The 16,143-nt window shown below is 31.3% G+C and carries 22 protein-coding genes; 21 read left to right on the top strand and 1 reads right to left on the bottom strand.

Going from position 1 to position 16,143, the window contains the following annotated elements:
• The first annotated feature begins 65 nt into the window (after positions 1-65).
• The 21 genes from WH52_RS06860 (at position 66) to rocF (ending at position 15,505) form a co-directional block, all read left to right on the top strand.
• Positions 66-1,094 carry a sensor histidine kinase gene (locus WH52_RS06860; protein WP_086030193.1) on the top strand — a complete coding sequence of 343 codons (1,029 nt, stop codon included), beginning with the start codon at positions 66-68 and terminating at the stop codon, positions 1,092-1,094.
• Complete coding sequence (locus WH52_RS06855) at positions 1,091-1,834, top strand: LytR/AlgR family response regulator transcription factor (RefSeq protein WP_086030192.1); 744 nt, start codon at positions 1,091-1,093, stop codon at positions 1,832-1,834. The genes WH52_RS06860 and WH52_RS06855 overlap by 4 nt, the downstream gene beginning before the upstream one ends.
• 275 nt (positions 1,835-2,109) lie before the next feature.
• Complete coding sequence (gene rpsH / locus WH52_RS06850; protein WP_028890739.1) at positions 2,110-2,508, top strand: 30S ribosomal protein S8; 399 nt, start codon at positions 2,110-2,112, stop codon at positions 2,506-2,508.
• 15 nt (positions 2,509-2,523) lie between these two features.
• The gene (rplF, locus tag WH52_RS06845) at positions 2,524-3,069 is read left to right on the top strand and encodes a 50S ribosomal protein L6 (RefSeq protein WP_086030191.1); all 546 of its coding nucleotides are present in this window, start codon (positions 2,524-2,526) and stop codon (positions 3,067-3,069) included.
• An 11-nt stretch (positions 3,070-3,080) separates the two neighbouring features.
• Positions 3,081-3,431, top strand: coding sequence for a 50S ribosomal protein L18 (gene rplR / locus WH52_RS06840; protein ID WP_086030190.1), 351 nt, complete (start codon positions 3,081-3,083; stop codon positions 3,429-3,431).
• 11 nt (positions 3,432-3,442) lie between these two features.
• Complete coding sequence (rpsE, locus tag WH52_RS06835) at positions 3,443-3,964, top strand: 30S ribosomal protein S5 (RefSeq protein ID WP_394335047.1); 522 nt, start codon at positions 3,443-3,445, stop codon at positions 3,962-3,964.
• An 11-nt stretch (positions 3,965-3,975) separates the two neighbouring features.
• Positions 3,976-4,158 carry a 50S ribosomal protein L30 gene (gene rpmD, locus WH52_RS06830; protein ID WP_086030188.1) on the top strand — a complete coding sequence of 61 codons (183 nt, stop codon included), beginning with the start codon at positions 3,976-3,978 and terminating at the stop codon, positions 4,156-4,158.
• An 11-nt stretch (positions 4,159-4,169) separates the two neighbouring features.
• Positions 4,170-4,619: a 50S ribosomal protein L15 gene (gene rplO, locus WH52_RS06825; protein WP_086030187.1), complete on the top strand. Its 450-nt coding sequence runs from the start codon at positions 4,170-4,172 to the stop codon at positions 4,617-4,619.
• A gap of 15 nt (positions 4,620-4,634) precedes the next feature.
• Positions 4,635-5,954: a preprotein translocase subunit SecY gene (gene secY, locus WH52_RS06820; RefSeq protein ID WP_086030186.1), complete on the top strand. Its 1,320-nt coding sequence runs from the start codon at positions 4,635-4,637 to the stop codon at positions 5,952-5,954.
• 1 nt (position 5,955) lies between these two features.
• Complete coding sequence (infA, locus tag WH52_RS06815; protein WP_068206835.1) at positions 5,956-6,171, top strand: translation initiation factor IF-1; 216 nt, start codon at positions 5,956-5,958, stop codon at positions 6,169-6,171.
• Between the two features lie 12 nt (positions 6,172-6,183).
• Positions 6,184-6,300 (top strand): type B 50S ribosomal protein L36, encoded by a 117-nt coding sequence (gene ykgO / locus WH52_RS06810; RefSeq protein WP_010181906.1) that lies wholly within the window; start codon positions 6,184-6,186, stop codon positions 6,298-6,300.
• A gap of 97 nt (positions 6,301-6,397) precedes the next feature.
• Positions 6,398-6,763, top strand: coding sequence for a 30S ribosomal protein S13 (gene rpsM, locus WH52_RS06805; RefSeq protein ID WP_086030185.1), 366 nt, complete (start codon positions 6,398-6,400; stop codon positions 6,761-6,763).
• A 37-nt stretch (positions 6,764-6,800) separates the two neighbouring features.
• The gene (gene rpsK / locus WH52_RS06800) at positions 6,801-7,187 is read left to right on the top strand and encodes a 30S ribosomal protein S11 (protein WP_086030184.1); all 387 of its coding nucleotides are present in this window, start codon (positions 6,801-6,803) and stop codon (positions 7,185-7,187) included.
• Between the two features lie 144 nt (positions 7,188-7,331).
• Entirely contained in the window at positions 7,332-7,937 is a 606-nt protein-coding gene (gene rpsD, locus WH52_RS06795; protein ID WP_086030183.1) for a 30S ribosomal protein S4, read from the top strand.
• Between the two features lie 99 nt (positions 7,938-8,036).
• Positions 8,037-9,029, top strand: a complete 993-nt coding sequence (locus tag WH52_RS06790) for a DNA-directed RNA polymerase subunit alpha (protein WP_086030182.1) — start codon at positions 8,037-8,039, stop codon at positions 9,027-9,029.
• 76 nt (positions 9,030-9,105) lie between these two features.
• A complete protein-coding gene (rplQ, locus tag WH52_RS06785; RefSeq protein WP_086030181.1) occupies positions 9,106-9,579 on the top strand; it encodes a 50S ribosomal protein L17 in 474 nt (157 codons plus the stop codon).
• 100 nt (positions 9,580-9,679) lie between these two features.
• Positions 9,680-10,390: a hypothetical protein gene (locus WH52_RS06780; RefSeq protein WP_086030180.1), complete on the top strand. Its 711-nt coding sequence runs from the start codon at positions 9,680-9,682 to the stop codon at positions 10,388-10,390.
• A gap of 78 nt (positions 10,391-10,468) precedes the next feature.
• Positions 10,469-11,584, top strand: a complete 1,116-nt coding sequence (gene carA, locus WH52_RS06775; protein WP_086030179.1) for a glutamine-hydrolyzing carbamoyl-phosphate synthase small subunit — start codon at positions 10,469-10,471, stop codon at positions 11,582-11,584.
• Between the two features lie 124 nt (positions 11,585-11,708).
• Complete coding sequence (eno, locus tag WH52_RS06770; RefSeq protein WP_086030178.1) at positions 11,709-12,998, top strand: phosphopyruvate hydratase; 1,290 nt, start codon at positions 11,709-11,711, stop codon at positions 12,996-12,998.
• Between the two features lie 187 nt (positions 12,999-13,185).
• On the top strand, positions 13,186-14,472 hold the full coding sequence (locus WH52_RS06765) for a citrate synthase (protein ID WP_086030328.1): 1,287 nt from the start codon (positions 13,186-13,188) through the stop codon (positions 14,470-14,472).
• A gap of 79 nt (positions 14,473-14,551) precedes the next feature.
• Complete coding sequence (gene rocF / locus WH52_RS06760) at positions 14,552-15,505, top strand: arginase (RefSeq protein ID WP_086030177.1); 954 nt, start codon at positions 14,552-14,554, stop codon at positions 15,503-15,505.
• A 61-nt stretch (positions 15,506-15,566) separates the two neighbouring features.
• Here rocF and WH52_RS06755 read toward each other — a convergent pair whose 3' ends face one another.
• Positions 15,567-16,130 carry a PAS domain-containing protein gene (locus tag WH52_RS06755; RefSeq protein ID WP_086030176.1) on the bottom strand — a complete coding sequence of 188 codons (564 nt, stop codon included), beginning with the start codon at positions 16,128-16,130 and terminating at the stop codon, positions 15,567-15,569.
• Positions 16,131-16,143 lie beyond the last annotated feature (13 nt).

The following is a 16,143-nucleotide window of genomic DNA, read 5'->3' as shown; positions in this document are numbered from 1 at the left end:
AGAAGCTTTAAGGAGTTTTATTTTAAACTAAAAATGTATTTTGTACATCTAAAAATTGTAGCCAAGTGAAAATCTTTAACCAAAAAATAAATCTAAAATACGTTTTAATAGTAGTTGCGCTATTGTTATTAGGAAATGTTGGAAAAATGTATCTTTTACATAACATACGAACTAAAAGCGATATTGATTTCTATGACTATTTCGATCACTTTTCTGTTTTTCTATTTTCGGTAGTTGCAGTAATATCTGTACTTGTTTCTTGGAAATTTATTAATAGAATAGATGCAGCAAATACAATTCTAAAGTTTCTAAAGGTTTATATTTTATCTTTCATAATATTTATTGTTATAGGTATTGTTGTCGATTATATTCTTATAAGAATTATAATGAATAATACAGAATATAATTATCTGATTAGATTTATAAATACAATGTCAGTTGCTTTTATACTTGTTGATATCTTTGCACTTACTTCTGCATTTTTATATTTCAAACAATCTCAAAAAATTGCAATAGAATTAGAGCAAACCGAAAAAGAAAAAGCAATGATACACTCTCAAATGTTACAAAAGAATTTAGAGCCTCATTTTTTGTTTAATAATTTAAGTGTCTTATCAGGATTAGCAAGAAAGCAACCAGAACAAATTGATGATTTCATTGATGATTTTTCTGATGTATATCGCTATTATCTTAAACACGGAAAAAAACAATTAGTTGAATTGAAAGAAGAATTATCTTTTTTAAAAAGTTATATGAATTTGATGGATAAACGTTTTGGAAATGCTTATCAAATAGAAAATAAAATAGAAAACACTAACGGATTTATTATTCCTTGTTCTCTACAATTATGTTTAGAAAATGCCATAAAACATAACAAAGCTAGTAAAGAAAATCCACTATTAATTTCGATCTCACGAGAAGAAAATACAATTGTGATAAAGAATGAATTAAATAAAGTAGATTTTACATTAGGAACAGGCACAGGAAATAATTATTTAAAACGTCAATACCAAATCAACTTTAACAAAGAGGTGATTTTTACAGAAACTGATAAAGAATTTATTGTTGAAATCCCTTTAATTTCAGAAATATGAAAGTACTAATCATAGAAGACGAAAGCATAAATATTGAAATTATTACAGATCATATTTTACGCTACAATGATACAATTGAAATTATAGCGTCATTACAAAGTAAAGAAGAAGTAGAAAAATGGTACCAAACTAATGAACAAGTAGATTTAGTGTTTTCTGATATTGAATTGTTAGATGGAAATGTGTTTTCTCTATTAAAAACTAATATTATAAAATCTCCAATTATTTTTACAACTGCCTATAATACTTTTTATCAAGATGCTTTCGATGTAAACGGAATCGCTTACTTACTAAAACCTATCAGTTATAACAAATTTAGTAAAGCGATGGAGAAGTTTGAAAACTTACAAAACAAAGAGGTAGATTGGAAGAAGATATCGGAAACTATTCATGGATTGAACCCTGATTATAAGGAGAGAGTCATCATTAAAACCAAGACCGAAATAAAAATTTTAAGCACGAAAAATATCGGGGCAATTTTATCTAATTCAGGAAAATGTATTGCTATTGATGAAAACGGAAAAGAAAATGAGTTTCGTTATAAATTATCAGATTTAATAAAAGAGCTCAACCCAAAAGAGTTTTTTCAAATTAATCGAGGTGAAATCGTAAACATCAATTTTATTGAAAAAATAGAACCTTATTTTGGTGATAGATTGGCTATTTCAATTAAAAATTACAAGCAACATTTAATCACCAGCGCATCTACTACAAGCGAATTTAGAAAGTGGATTGAATAAATGTATTTGAGGTACATTTTATTTCAAAAAAAGCCAATAAATTAATAGTCAAAATGATAATAAAGAAAAAGGTTTGAAATCCGAAAAGTTTATGTATATTTGCACTCTGTTTTTCGTAGGGTAAATTATGCCTTATAAGTAAATACTAAGAAAACGTATAATGCTTATGAGATTTATTCTGAAAAACAAAAAAAGAATATTAACTGGTTTCAGGTTTAGTTTTTTACGAAAAAGCTTGTAAAAAACTAAAAACCAAAACCGCAAATTAATTAATTATGTACACAGATCCAATCGCGGATTTTCTTACTCGAGTGAGAAATGCTATCGCAGCAAATCACAGAGTTGTAGAAGTTCCTGCTTCAAAATTGAAGAAGGAAATGACCAAGATTTTGTTTGATCAAGGGTATATTTTAAGCTACCAGTTCAATGACGATAAAGTTCAAGGAACTATTAAAATAGCTTTAAAATACGACCGTGATACAAAAGAATCGGTTATTAGAAAAATTCAAAGAATTTCTACACCAGGTTTACGTAAGTATGTTGGTGCTAAAGAAATGCCTAGAGTATTAAATGGTTTAGGTATTGCAATCGTTTCAACTTCTAAAGGAGTTATGACGAACAAAAAAGCACGTCAAGAAAACGTAGGTGGAGAAGTATTATGTTACGTTTACTAAAAAACATTTTGTAAGATGAGTAGAATAGGTAAAAGCCCAATATCATTACCACAAGGTGTTGAAGTAAAAGTAGACGGAAACGTGGTAACAGTAAAAGGTAAATTAGGAGAATTAACTCAAAAGTTAACTTCTGATATTACTTTAAAGAATGAAGATGGTACGCTTTCATTAGAAAGACCATCTGATAGTAAAGAACACAAAGCTGCTCACGGTTTATACCGAGCTTTAATCAATAACATGGTTGAAGGAGTTAGTAAAGGTTACACTAAGGAGTTAGAGTTAGTTGGAGTTGGATATAGAGCTTCTAATCAAGGTCAAAAATTAGATTTAGCTTTAGGATTTTCTCACAATATTGTATTAGAATTAGCTCCAGAAGTTAAGGTTGAAACTGTATCTGAAAAAGGTAAGAACCCAATCGTAAAGTTAACTTCACATGACAAGCAATTAGTAGGTCAAGTTGCAGCTAAAATCCGTGGTTTCCGTAAGCCAGAGCCTTACAAAGGAAAAGGAATTAAGTTTGTAGGAGAAGTAATTAGAAGAAAAGCAGGTAAATCTGCATAATTTATAGTATTATGGCATTATCAAAGCTTGAAAGAAGACAACGTATTAAGCATAGAATTAGAAAAATTGTTACTGGTACAGCTGCTAAACCAAGGTTATCAGTATTTAGAAGTAACAAAGAAATTTATGCTCAAATCATAAATGATGTAGATGGAGTAACTTTAGCTTCAGTATCATCAAGAGATAAAGAAATTACAACAAGCACTAAAGCAGAAGCTGCTGCTGCAGTTGGAAAAGCTATCGCTGAAAAAGCTACTAAATCTGGTATCGAAACTATTGCTTTTGATCGTAATGGTTACTTATACCACGGTAGAGTAAAAGTATTAGCAGATGCTGCAAGAGAAGCTGGTTTAAAATTTTAAGAAATTATATTATGTTAGGATATAAAAACGTAGAAAGAGTAAAACCAAGCGGATTAGAGCTTGTAGATAAATTAGTTGGTGTACAACGTGTTACTAAAGTAACTAAAGGTGGTCGTGCTTTTGGTTTTTCTGCAATTGTTGTTGTAGGAGATGGTAACGGTGTTATTGGTCACGGATTAGGGAAATCTAAAGATGTTTCTTCTGCAATTGCTAAAGCAGTAGAAGACGCAAAGAAAAACTTAGTTCGTATTCCTATTTTAGACGGAACTTTACCACACGAACAAAAAGGTAAATTTGGTGGAGCTAAAGTATTTATTAAGCCAGCTTCACATGGTACCGGAGTTATAGCAGGTGGTGCAGTACGTGCAGTATTAGAATCAGTTGGTATTAAAGACGTATTATCAAAATCTCAAGGATCTTCAAACCCTCACAACGTAGTAAAAGCAACTTTCGATGCTTTATTACAATTACGTAGCGCAGCAACTATTGCTAAGCAAAGAGGTATTTCTTTAGAGAAAGTTTTTAACGGATAAAATTTAAGACGATGAGTAAAATTAGAGTTACACAAGTAAAAAGCCAAATTGGTCGCCTTAAAAATCAAAAAAGAACGTTAGAGGCGTTAGGATTACGTAAAATGAACCAAACTGTAGAGCACGAAGCATCGGCTACAATTTTGGGTATGGTAAATAAAGTTCAACACTTAGTTTCTGTAGAAGAAATTAAATAAGATATTATAACATGAGTTTACATAACTTAAAACCAGCAGCAGGATCTACAAAGAGCGGTAAGCGTATCGCTCGTGGTGAAGGTTCTGGTCACGGAGGTACCTCTACAAGAGGACACAAAGGAGCTAAATCTCGTTCTGGTTATTCTCGTAAGATTGGTTTCGAAGGAGGTCAAATGCCACTTCAAAGACGTGTTCCTAAATTCGGATTTACTAACATTAACCGTAAGGAATATGTTGGTGTGAATTTAGATACATTACAATCTTTAGTAGATAACGGAAAGATTACAGATACTGTTAATTTAGAAGTTTTAGTAGAAAACCGTTTAGCTCGTAAAAACGATTTAGTAAAAGTATTAGGTCGTGGAGAGTTAAAAGCTAAATTAAATATTACTGTTCATAAATTCACTGCATCTGCAAAGTCAGCTATCGAAGCTGCAGGAGGAGAAGCAGTAACATTATAATCCCTGTAAAATAAGATGAATTTTATAAATACTTTAAGAGACATTTTCAAGATTGAAGAGTTAAAAGAAAAAATTCTTTTAACATTAGGTTTAATCGCGGTTTACCGTTTTATGGCTGCAGTTCCGTTACCAGGAATTGATCCTACTCAGTTAGCTGAGTTAAAGAACAATACCGATGGTGGTCTTTTAGGTTTATTAAACGCATTTACAGGAGGAGCATTTGCTAGAGCGTCAGTAATGGCACTTGGTATTATGCCTTATATTTCTGCATCGATTGTAGTTCAGTTAATGGGTATTGCTGTACCATATTTACAAAAACTACAAAAAGATGGAGAAAGTGGACGTAAGAAGATTACACAAATTACACGTTGGTTAACTATATTAATTACATTAGTACAAGGACCTACGTATATTACATTTATTAAAACTCAAATGGGATTACCAGAATCTGCTTTCTTAGTAGGAGGCGCAACATTCTGGATATCATCTATGATTTTACTTACTGCAGGTACAATTTTTGCTATGTGGTTAGGTGAGCGTATTACAGACAAAGGAGTTGGTAATGGTATATCATTATTAATTACTGTAGGTATTATTGCTAACTTTCCAGTAGCATTTTTACAAGAAGTTGTATCTAAAACCGAGCAAGGTGGAGGTGGTATAATGATGATTTTAATCGAATTAATCGTTTGGTTTGTAGTAATCTTGTTAACCGTGTTATTAGTTACAGCAGTACGTAAAATTGCAGTTCAATATGCACGTCGTACAGCAGTTACAAATATTAAAGATGTTGACGGAGCTCGTCAGTACATTCCATTAAAATTGAATGCAGCTGGAGTTATGCCAATTATTTTTGCACAAGCTATTATGTTTTTACCAGTAGCTTTAGGTCAAAAATACCCAGTCTTAAATAGTTTAACTGATATTAACGGGTTATGGTACAATGTTATATTTGCCATCTTAATTATTGTGTTTAGTTATTTTTATACGGCAATTACAATTCCTACAAATAAAATGGCTGAAGACTTAAAAAGAAGTAACGGATTTGTTCCAGGATATAAGCCAGGAGAAGAAACTGCAAATTACTTAGATTCAGTATTATCTAAGATTACTTTTCCAGGATCTTTATTCTTAGCAGCTTTATCTATTTTACCAGCAATTATTGTTCAGTTTGGTGTAACACAAAATTGGGCATTATTCTATGGTGGTACTTCTTTAATCATTATGGTGGGTGTTGCAATCGACACAATTCAACAAATTAACTCGTACTTATTAAATAGTCGTTACGACGGTTTAATGAAAACAGGTAACAGTAACAGAAAATCATTAAAATAATATGGCTAAGCAACCAGCAATTCAACAAGACGGAACTATTACAGAAGCATTATCAAATGCAATGTTTCGTGTAGAGTTAGAAAACGGACATATTGTTACGGCACACATTTCAGGTAAAATGCGTATGCACTATATTAAACTTTTACCTGGAGATAAGGTAAAGTTAGAGATGAGTCCATATGATTTAACTAAGGCAAGAATTACTTACAGATATTAAAAAATAACACTGATGAAAGTAAGAGCATCATTAAAGAAAAGAAGCGCAGACTGCAAAATCGTTCGCAGAAAAGGGCGTTTATATGTAATCAACAAAAAGAACCCAAGGTTTAAACAAAGACAAGGGTAAAAATTGATAGTAATTAGTGGTTAGATGAATCTGCTTGAAATAGAAATGTTTAGGATTCTAACAACTAAAAGCTAACAGCTAAAAACTATAACAATATATGGCAAGAATCGCAGGTATTGATATTCCAAAGAACAAAAGAGGAGTTATCTCTTTAACATACATTTTTGGAATAGGAAGAAGCAGAGCTAAAGAAGTATTAGCAGCTGCTAAAGTAGACGAAAGTATCAAAGTTCAAGATTGGACTGATGATCAAATTGCAGCAATTCGTGAGCAAGTTGGAAACTTCACTATCGAGGGTGAATTACGTTCTGAAGTTCAATTAAACATTAAACGTTTAATGGACATCGGATGTCAAAGAGGTATTCGTCACAGACTTGGTTTACCATTAAGAGGTCAAAGAACAAAGAATAACTCTCGTACAAGAAAAGGTAAGAGAAAAACTGTAGCTAACAAGAAAAAATAATCGTTAACCCGATTGTTTTTTACAATAGTAAAGAATTATGGCAAAGTCTAAAGTAACAAAAAAGCGTAAAGTTGTAATTGAATCAGTAGGTGAAGCTCACGTTACTGCATCATTCAACAATATTATTATCTCTTTAACTAACAAAAACGGAGACGTTATTTCTTGGTCATCTGCAGGTAAAATGGGATTCAGAGGTTCTAAAAAGAACACTCCTTATGCTGCTCAATTAGCAGCTGAAGACTGTGCAGCAGTAGCTAAAGAAGCTGGTTTACGTAAAGTAAAAGTTTACGTTAAGGGACCAGGTAATGGTAGAGAATCTGCTATCCGTTCTATCCACAATGCTGGTATTGAAGTAACAGAAATCATTGATGTTACTCCAATTCCTCATAACGGATGTCGTCCTCCAAAGAGAAGAAGAGTATAATTAAAAGTATTCTTAAGCTTAATTCCCATTGAAATTTTCTTTGGGAATTTGGCTTACAATTAAAAAAATATTTTAACAAAGTAGGAGCAAGATTATCGAAGGAGTACGCCTTAATTCATAATCCCTACTTAAATTCAATTAGAAATGGCAAGATATACAGGACCAAAAACTAAAATTGCTCGTAAATTCGGTGAAGCAATTTTCGGAGATGACAAAAACTTCGAGAAAAGAAACTATCCTCCAGGACAACACGGTGTTGGTAAAAGAAGAGGTAAAAAATCAGAATATGCAATCCAATTAATGGAGAAGCAAAAAGCTAAATATACTTACGGTATCTTAGAGCGTCAATTCAGTAACTTATTCAAAAAAGCATCTGCTTCTAAAGGAATTACTGGTGAGGTTTTATTACAATTATGTGAGTCTCGTTTAGATAATGTTGTGTATCGTTTAGGTGTTGCAAACTCTCGTAGAGGTGCACGTCAATTAGTTTCTCACCGTCACATTACAGTAAATGGTGATATCGTAAATATTCCATCATACAGATTAAAAGCTGGAGATGTTGTAGCAGTAAGAGAGAAATCGAAATCTTTACAAGCTATTGAAAATGCTTTAGCAGCAAATTCAAATGTTTATGAGTGGTTATCTTGGAATGCTGATCAAAAATCAGGAACTTTCATCAAAGCTCCAGAAAGATTACAAATTCCAGAGAATATCAAAGAACAATTAATCGTAGAATTATATTCTAAGTAATAAATTAACCATATTGGTATTTAGCCAAAGGGTTTGTTCGAAATTCTTCAATCTTATAAACCGCGCAACTAAATAACAATTAAAACGAAGAAAAAAACTATGGCAATTTTAAATTTTCAGAAACCGGATAAAGTAATAATGATTGAATCTACTGATTTTTCAGGAAGATTTGAATTCAGACCTCTAGAACCAGGATTTGGTTTAACAGTAGGTAACGCTCTACGTAGAGTATTATTATCTTCTTTAGAAGGTTTTGCCATTACATCATTACGAATCGATGGAGTTGATCACGAATTCTCAGCTATTAATGGAGTTGTAGAAGACGTAACAGAAATCATCTTAAACTTAAAGCAAGTTCGTTTTAAGAAACAAATCGAGGAGTCTGATAGAGAAACAGTATCTATCGCAATTTCAGGGCAAGAGCAGTTAACTGCTGGAGATTTACAAAAATTTATCTCAGGATTTCAAGTATTAAACCCAGACTTAGTTATTTGTAACATGGATAAGTCTGTAAATTTAAATGCTGAAATTACTATTGAAAAAGGTAGAGGTTTTGTACCAGCAGAAGAAAACAAAAGAGCAGGTGCTCCATTAGGAACTATTTTTACAGATTCTATTTACACTCCAATTAAGAATGTAAAATATGCTGTTGAAAATTTCCGTGTAGAACAAAAGACAGATTACGAAAAATTAGTTTTCGATATCGATACTGATGGTTCTATTGCACCAAAAGATGCTTTAACAGAGGCTGCTAAAATCTTAATCCACCACTTTATGTTATTCTCAGACGAGCGTATCACTTTAGAGGCAGATGAGATTGCACAAACTGAAACGTACGATGAAGAATCGTTACATATGCGTCAGTTATTAAAGACTAAATTGATAGACATGGATTTATCGGTTAGAGCTTTAAACTGTTTAAAAGCTGCTGAAGTAGATACATTAGGAGACTTAGTATCTTTCAACAAAAGCGATTTAATGAAGTTTAGAAACTTCGGTAAAAAGTCATTAACTGAATTAGAAGAGTTAGTTAATGTAAAAGGCTTAAACTTCGGAATGGATTTAAGCAAATACAAATTAGATAGAGATTAATTAAAATTAGATTAACCCTTCCATAGTTTGCTCCTCGTAAAGAGTAGTAGCAAGATGGGAGCTAAAACAAACGGTCATGAGACACGGAAAAAAGTTTAATCATTTAGGAAGAAAAACTGCACACAGAAAGGCAATGTTAGCTAATATGGCTTGTTCATTAATTGAACACAAGCGTATTAACACTACAGAAGCTAAAGCAAAAGCTTTACGTAAATTTGTAGAGCCTTTAATTACTAAGTCTAAAGACGACACAACTCACAATCGTCGTGTAGTATTTAGTTACTTACGTAATAAATTTGCAGTTACTGAATTATTCAAAGAAGTTTCAGTAAAAGTAGGAGATAGACCAGGAGGTTATACTCGTATTATCAAATTAGGAAATCGTCAAGGAGATAACGCTTCTATGGCAATGATTGAATTAGTTGATTACAACGAATTATACGATCCTAAAGGAAACAAAGCTAAGAAAACTACACGTCGTAGTCGTCGTGGAGGTAAGAAAGCTACTGCTCCTGCAGCTGATGTTCAAACTTCACAAGAAGAAGAATAGAATGAAGATTCTTTCAACAAATATCAAAAGGGATAAACATTTAATGTTTGTCCCTTTTTTTGTATATTTAGAGAACTTATGAATCCAAAAAACAATAAAAATGAAAAAGAACCTGATCTTATTAAGAATTATAATTTTACTAATTGGCACAAGTGTTTTTTCTCAAGAAAGTTCATCAAATAGAGTTATAGATGAGAATACTGTAGGCTTTATTGATGATTTAACTAGAGGTCAAATTATAGGGTTTAGAGTAAAAAATAAAACTAAAAAAGAGATATTAGAGGGGGACAAATTTTTATATAAAGAATGGAATAACAAATTAATGTTATATACGACTGATAATAAATCATATAGGTTTAATAATTCTAATTATGATTTTGTTGAAGATGCTTTTTCTATAATGATATCTAAAGATTCTGTATTTAATTTTAATAATGATAGAATTAAATTTGTTAGACTTAATAATAAAACTTTTAAAAAGCTAGTATATAAATCTACAAATCATTTCTATGAGGTTTTAACCAAAGGAAGCATTTCTTTTTATAAGAGATTTACTTATAAAATAAGAAAAGGAAAAGTTGATCCATTCTCTAAAGAAAAAATTTCTAAGGATAAAATAGTTATGAGAAAAAAGTATTTTATATTGAAAAATAACTATTTACAAGAATTAAGACTTAAAAAGAATGACTTATTTAAGTACTTTGATGATGAAAAACTAAATTTAATTAAACGTTATGCAAAAGAAAATAATCTATCTTGTAAAAAAGAAAAAGGAGTAATAAAAATTCTGAAATACGTTAATACATTATAAATGAATTTAAAGAGACTAAGTTAACTTTAGTCTCTTTTTTTTATATAATTTTGCAATCAACTTTATACAACACACTAAATGAAATATCAAGAGCGTAAAAAAGCATTAGTTTTATTAGCAGATGGAACTATTTTTTATGGAAAGTCTATAGGTATTGAAGGAACTTCTACAGGAGAAATTTGTTTTAATACAGGAATGACTGGTTACCAAGAAGTATTTACTGATCCTTCTTATTTTGGACAATTAATGGTAACTACCAATGCACATATTGGTAATTATGGAATTAATAACGAAGAAGTAGAATCAGAAGGAATTAAGATTTCAGGATTAATTTGTCGTAATTTTAGTTTCACACATTCTAGAGTTGATTCTGACGGAAATTTATTCGACTGGTTTGAGAAGCATAATTTAGTAGCAATTTCAGATGTAGATACACGTGCTTTAGTATCGTACATTAGAGATAATGGAGCGATGAATGCTATTATTTCTACAGAAGTAGAGAAGATTGATGAACTTAAAAAACAATTAGCTGAAATTCCAAATATGGAAGGTTTAGAATTAGCTTCAAAAGTTTCAACTAAAGAACCTTATTATGTTGGAGATGAAAATGCGCCAATTAAAATATCTGCATTAGATATCGGAATCAAAAAGAACATTTTAAGAAACTTAGCTAAAAGAGGAGCTTACATAAAAGTATATCCTTACAATTCAAGTTTTGAGCAAATGAGTGATTTCAATCCTGATGGATATTTTATTTCAAATGGACCTGGAGATCCAGAACCTTTAGTAGATGCTCAAAATACAGCAAAGCAGATCATAGAGAAAGATTTACCATTATTTGGAATTTGTTTAGGACACCAAGTAATTGCTTTAGCAAATGGAATTTCTACTTACAAGATGCATAATGGACATAGAGGTATAAATCACCCTGTAAAGAACTTACTAACAGGAAAAGGTGAAATAACCTCACAAAACCATGGATTTGCAATCAATAGAGAAGAGACAGAAGCACATCCAGATGTAGAAATTACACATGTGCACTTAAATGACCATACGGTTGCAGGTATTCAAATGAAATCTAAAAATGTATTTTCAGTACAATACCACCCAGAGGCAAGCCCTGGACCACATGATGCAGAATATTTATTTGATCAATTCATTGAGAATATCAAAAAAGCAAAAGTAGAGGCGTAAACGTTTTCGTAATTAATCATGTATTCATGGTTAAAAAACAAGACAAATAAGTAAATTAGCAAAGAAAATAATTCAAATCCCGTGAATGTTTATTCACGGGTTTCTATATTAAAAATAAACAACTATGAGTATTATAATCAACATTCACGCGCGTCAAATTTTTGATTCTAGAGGAAATCCAACTGTAGAAGTAGATGTAACTACTGAAAATGGAGTAGTAGGTAGAGCTGCTGTACCTTCGGGAGCTTCTACTGGAGAACATGAAGCTGTAGAGTTGCGTGATGGAGGAAATACATATATGGGTAAAGGAGTGTTAAAAGCAGTTGAAAATGTAAATACACTTATAGCTGAAGAACTATTAGGAGTATCTGTATTTAAACAAAACATGATTGATCAAATGATGATTGATTTAGATGGAACTCCAAATAAATCTAAATTAGGTGCGAATGCTATTCTAGGAGTTTCGTTAGCTGCTGCAAAAGCTGCTGCGAATGAATTAGGATTGCCATTATACCGTTATGTTGGTGGTGTTTCAGCAAATACTTTACCAGTTCCAATGATGAATATCATTAACGGAGGTTCACACTCAGATGCACCAATTGCATTTCAGGAATTTATGGTAATGCCTGTAAAAGCAAAGAATTTTACAGAAGCAATGCAAGTTGGTTCTGAAATCTTTCATAACTTAAAGAAGGTTTTACACGATAGGAACTTATCTACTGCTGTTGGTGATGAAGGAGGATTTGCTCCAACATTAGAGGGGACAGAAGATGCTATCGAAACAATTGCTTTAGCAACTAAAAATGCTGGATATAAATTCGGTGAAGAAGTAATGATTGCTTTAGATTGTGCTGCAGCTGAATTTTTTGTTGATGGGAAATATGATTATACCAAGTTTGAAGGAGCAAAAGGAAAAGTTCGTACAAGTAAAGAGCAAGCAGATTATTTAGCTGAATTAGCTACTAAATATCCAATTATTTCTATTGAAGATGGAATGGATGAAAACGATTGGGATGGTTGGAAATATTTAACTGAAATAATAGGAGATAAAGTACAATTAGTCGGTGACGATTTATTTGTTACAAATGTAGAGCGTTTATCAAGAGGAATTGAAAATGGAATTGCAAATTCAATTTTAATTAAAGTAAACCAGATAGGAACTTTAACAGAAACAATTGCAGCGGTAAATATGGCGCATAATGCAGGATATACTTCTGTAATGAGTCACCGTTCTGGAGAAACAGAAGATAATACCATTGCAGATTTAGCTGTAGCCTTAAATTGTGGGCAAATTAAAACAGGTTCTGCTTCACGATCTGATCGTATGGCAAAATACAATCAATTATTGCGTATTGAAGAACAGTTGGCTGATGTAGCATATTATCCGCAAGAAAATGCGTTTAAAATAAAGTAAAATAATTAGATAAAAGTTATTGAAAACTCGTTAATTAAGTTAGCGAGTTTTTTTTTTTTTTAGGAGATTTTTAGATTGAAAAACCTTATTTTCAGATATTAAAAATCTATGGTTATCAATTTTTAAAATATTTTAAAAAATGGTATCTTCGCAACTCACTTCAATAAATAAAAATTTTAATAAAAAAATGTCAGATATAGCAAAATTACAAATTGGCGAAAACAGTTATGAATTTCCATTAATAAAAGGAACAGAAAATGAGGTAGCAATCGATATTAAAACTTTAAGAGGAGCTACTGGAGGAGTTGTAACTATTGATCCTGGATATAAGAATACAGGTTCTTGCCAAAGTGCTATTACATTTTTAAATGGTGAAGAAGGAGTATTACGTTATAGAGGATATTCTATTGAAGAATTAGCTGAAAAAGCAGACTTTTTAGAAGTAGCTTACTTATTAATTTTTGGTGAGTTACCTACAAAAGTTCAGTTAGATAAATTTTACAACGATATTTTAGATGAAGCTATCGTAGATGATGATATTAAAAAGATCATTGATGCATTTCCAAAGAATGCTCATCCAATGGGAGTTTTATCGTCATTAACTTCAGCATTAACAGCATTTAATCCTTCTTCTGTAAATGTAGATTCGGAAGAAGAAATGTACAATGCTATCGTTAAAATAATGGGTAAATTTCCTGTGTTAGTAGCTTGGACAATGCGTAAAAAACAAGGAATGCCATTACATTACGGTTCTAGAAAATTAGGATATGTAGAGAATGTGTTAACAATGATGTTCCAAAAACCTAATGACGAGTATGAGATTAATCCAATAGTAAAAGATGCATTAGATAAATTATTAATATTACACGCAGATCATGAGCAAAACTGTTCTACTTCTACAGTAAGAATTGTAGGTTCTTCTCATGCAGGTTTATTCGCATCACTTTCTGCTGGAATCTCTGCACTTTGGGGTCCATTACATGGAGGTGCTAACCAAGCAGTATTAGAAATGTTAGAAGGTATTAAAGCCGATGGTGGAGATACTAAAAAATACATGGCGAAAGCTAAAGATAAATCTGATCCTTTCCGTTTAATGGGATTCGGACACAGAGTTTATAAGAACTTCGATCCTCGTGCAAAAATCATTAAAGTAGCTGCTGACGAAGTATTAGCTGACTTAGGTGTTAACGATCCAGTATTAGATATAGCTAAGGGATTAGAGCAAGAAGCATTAAGTGATCAATATTTCGTAGATCGTAAATTATATCCAAACGTAGATTTCTATTCAGGAATCATTTATAGAGCTATGGGAATTCCTGTAGAAATGTTTACAGTAATGTTTGCTTTAGGTCGTTTACCAGGTTGGATTGCTCAATGGAGAGAAATGCGTTTACGTAAAGAGCCAATTGGACGTCCACGTCAAATTTACACTGGTGAAAATTACAGACCATTTGTAAAATTAGAAGATAGATAAAAAAGAGAAAAATGTCATTTAAATTTTAAATGACATTTTTTATTAAAAGCTTTTTAATACTGAACAAAATTCAGCATTTATGAAAGAAATTAAGTTAATAAAAAACAGATCAGATATTGGAGCTGGTACTCGAGGTTCTGATATGGGGGTTGATGCCATTGAGATTGCAGCAATTAATCAAGAAAACGATTATTTTAATAGATTCGAGTTCGAAGATGTTATTACTGAAAATGAATCTATTTATAATAAAGTAAATAATTCTTTTGGAAAGCAAATAGGTAGCGTATTTAATCAATGTAAACGACTAAGTAATCATGTAAAGGTTAATCTACAAGAAGGTCGTTTTCCTTTGGTATTATCAGGAGATCATTCATCTGCATTAGGAACAATTAGTGGTGTCAAAGCAGCTTATCCTAATAAAAGAGTAGGTGTGGTTTGGATTGATGCTCATGGTGATTTACATACACCATATACTTCACCGTCGGGTAATATTCATGGTATGCCTTTAGGAGCCGCAATTAATGATGATAATTTAGATTGTCAAATAAACGATATTGACAGAGAAACAGCCGAATATTGGGATCGTATGAAAAACATAGGAATTCCAGGGCAAAAAATTTTACCAGAAGATGTGGTTTTCTTTGGGGTTCGAGATACAGAAGAGCCAGAAGATAAGCAAATAGAAAAGTACGGAATCAAAAACTATATGGTAGCCGAGGTTCGCTATCGTGGATTAGAAACTTGTGTAAGTGAAGCTTTAGAAAAACTATCTGATTGTGATGTAATTTATGTGTCATTTGATGTTGATGCAATGGATTGCGACATGATTTCTTACGGAACAGGAACACCAGTACCAAAAGGTTTTGATCAGTATGAAATAATAACAATTATAAATCAGCTTTTAAATAGCCAAAAAGTAGTTTGTGTTGAATTTGTAGAGGTAAACCCACTATTAGATTTAAAAGGAAATAAAATGGCAGAAACAGCTTTTGAAGTTTTAGATGCTGTTACTAAGACTATAGAGAACTTGTAGATTTATATAACAAATCAAAATAAAAAAGCGAACCAATTAATTAATTGGTTCGCTTTTTTATTTATACAGCTCTTTCTAAAGCCATAAAATGTGTAGTTACATCATTTATTAAAGGAATAATATATAATTCACATTTGTAGGGACTTTTATCTTTTTTATAATTAATAATTACTTCTTTAAAAGGTTTTTTTAATTGTATTTTTTTAGCAATACGCTTTTTAACTTTTTCTTCAGTTAATTCTCCTTGTAAGAATGATGGAGTGTTTAAAACTACTTTCTTTCTTGGATATCCAGTCATTTTAGTAAAACCTTTACTTACCCATAAAATTCTTTTATTTAAATCGGTAACAACTAATGCATCATATTTATATGAATCAATTAATGTTTTTAAATCATTTTTCCATTGGTATTTGTCAATATAAAATTTAAGTTCCTTAAAATCATTTTCTTTATCTAAACCCTCAAGGTTTTTATAATGATTTTCTTGATGAATATCCCAACTTAATAAAGGAGTTTCTATTTTCTTTGGAACTTGTAAAGAAGGTTTAATTGTGTTATAAGTTTCAGCATTACATGTGTTAACAAAGAAATTTAAAGATTTCATTTGTTTGATATCATTTTTCATAGTTAACAGATTT

The organism is Tenacibaculum holothuriorum, assembly GCF_002120225.1.
Lineage (GTDB): Bacteria > Bacteroidota > Bacteroidia > Flavobacteriales > Flavobacteriaceae > Polaribacter > Polaribacter holothuriorum.
The sequence above is the reverse complement of the archived record's forward strand: the minus strand, read 5'-3'. Positions and strand labels throughout refer to the sequence as shown.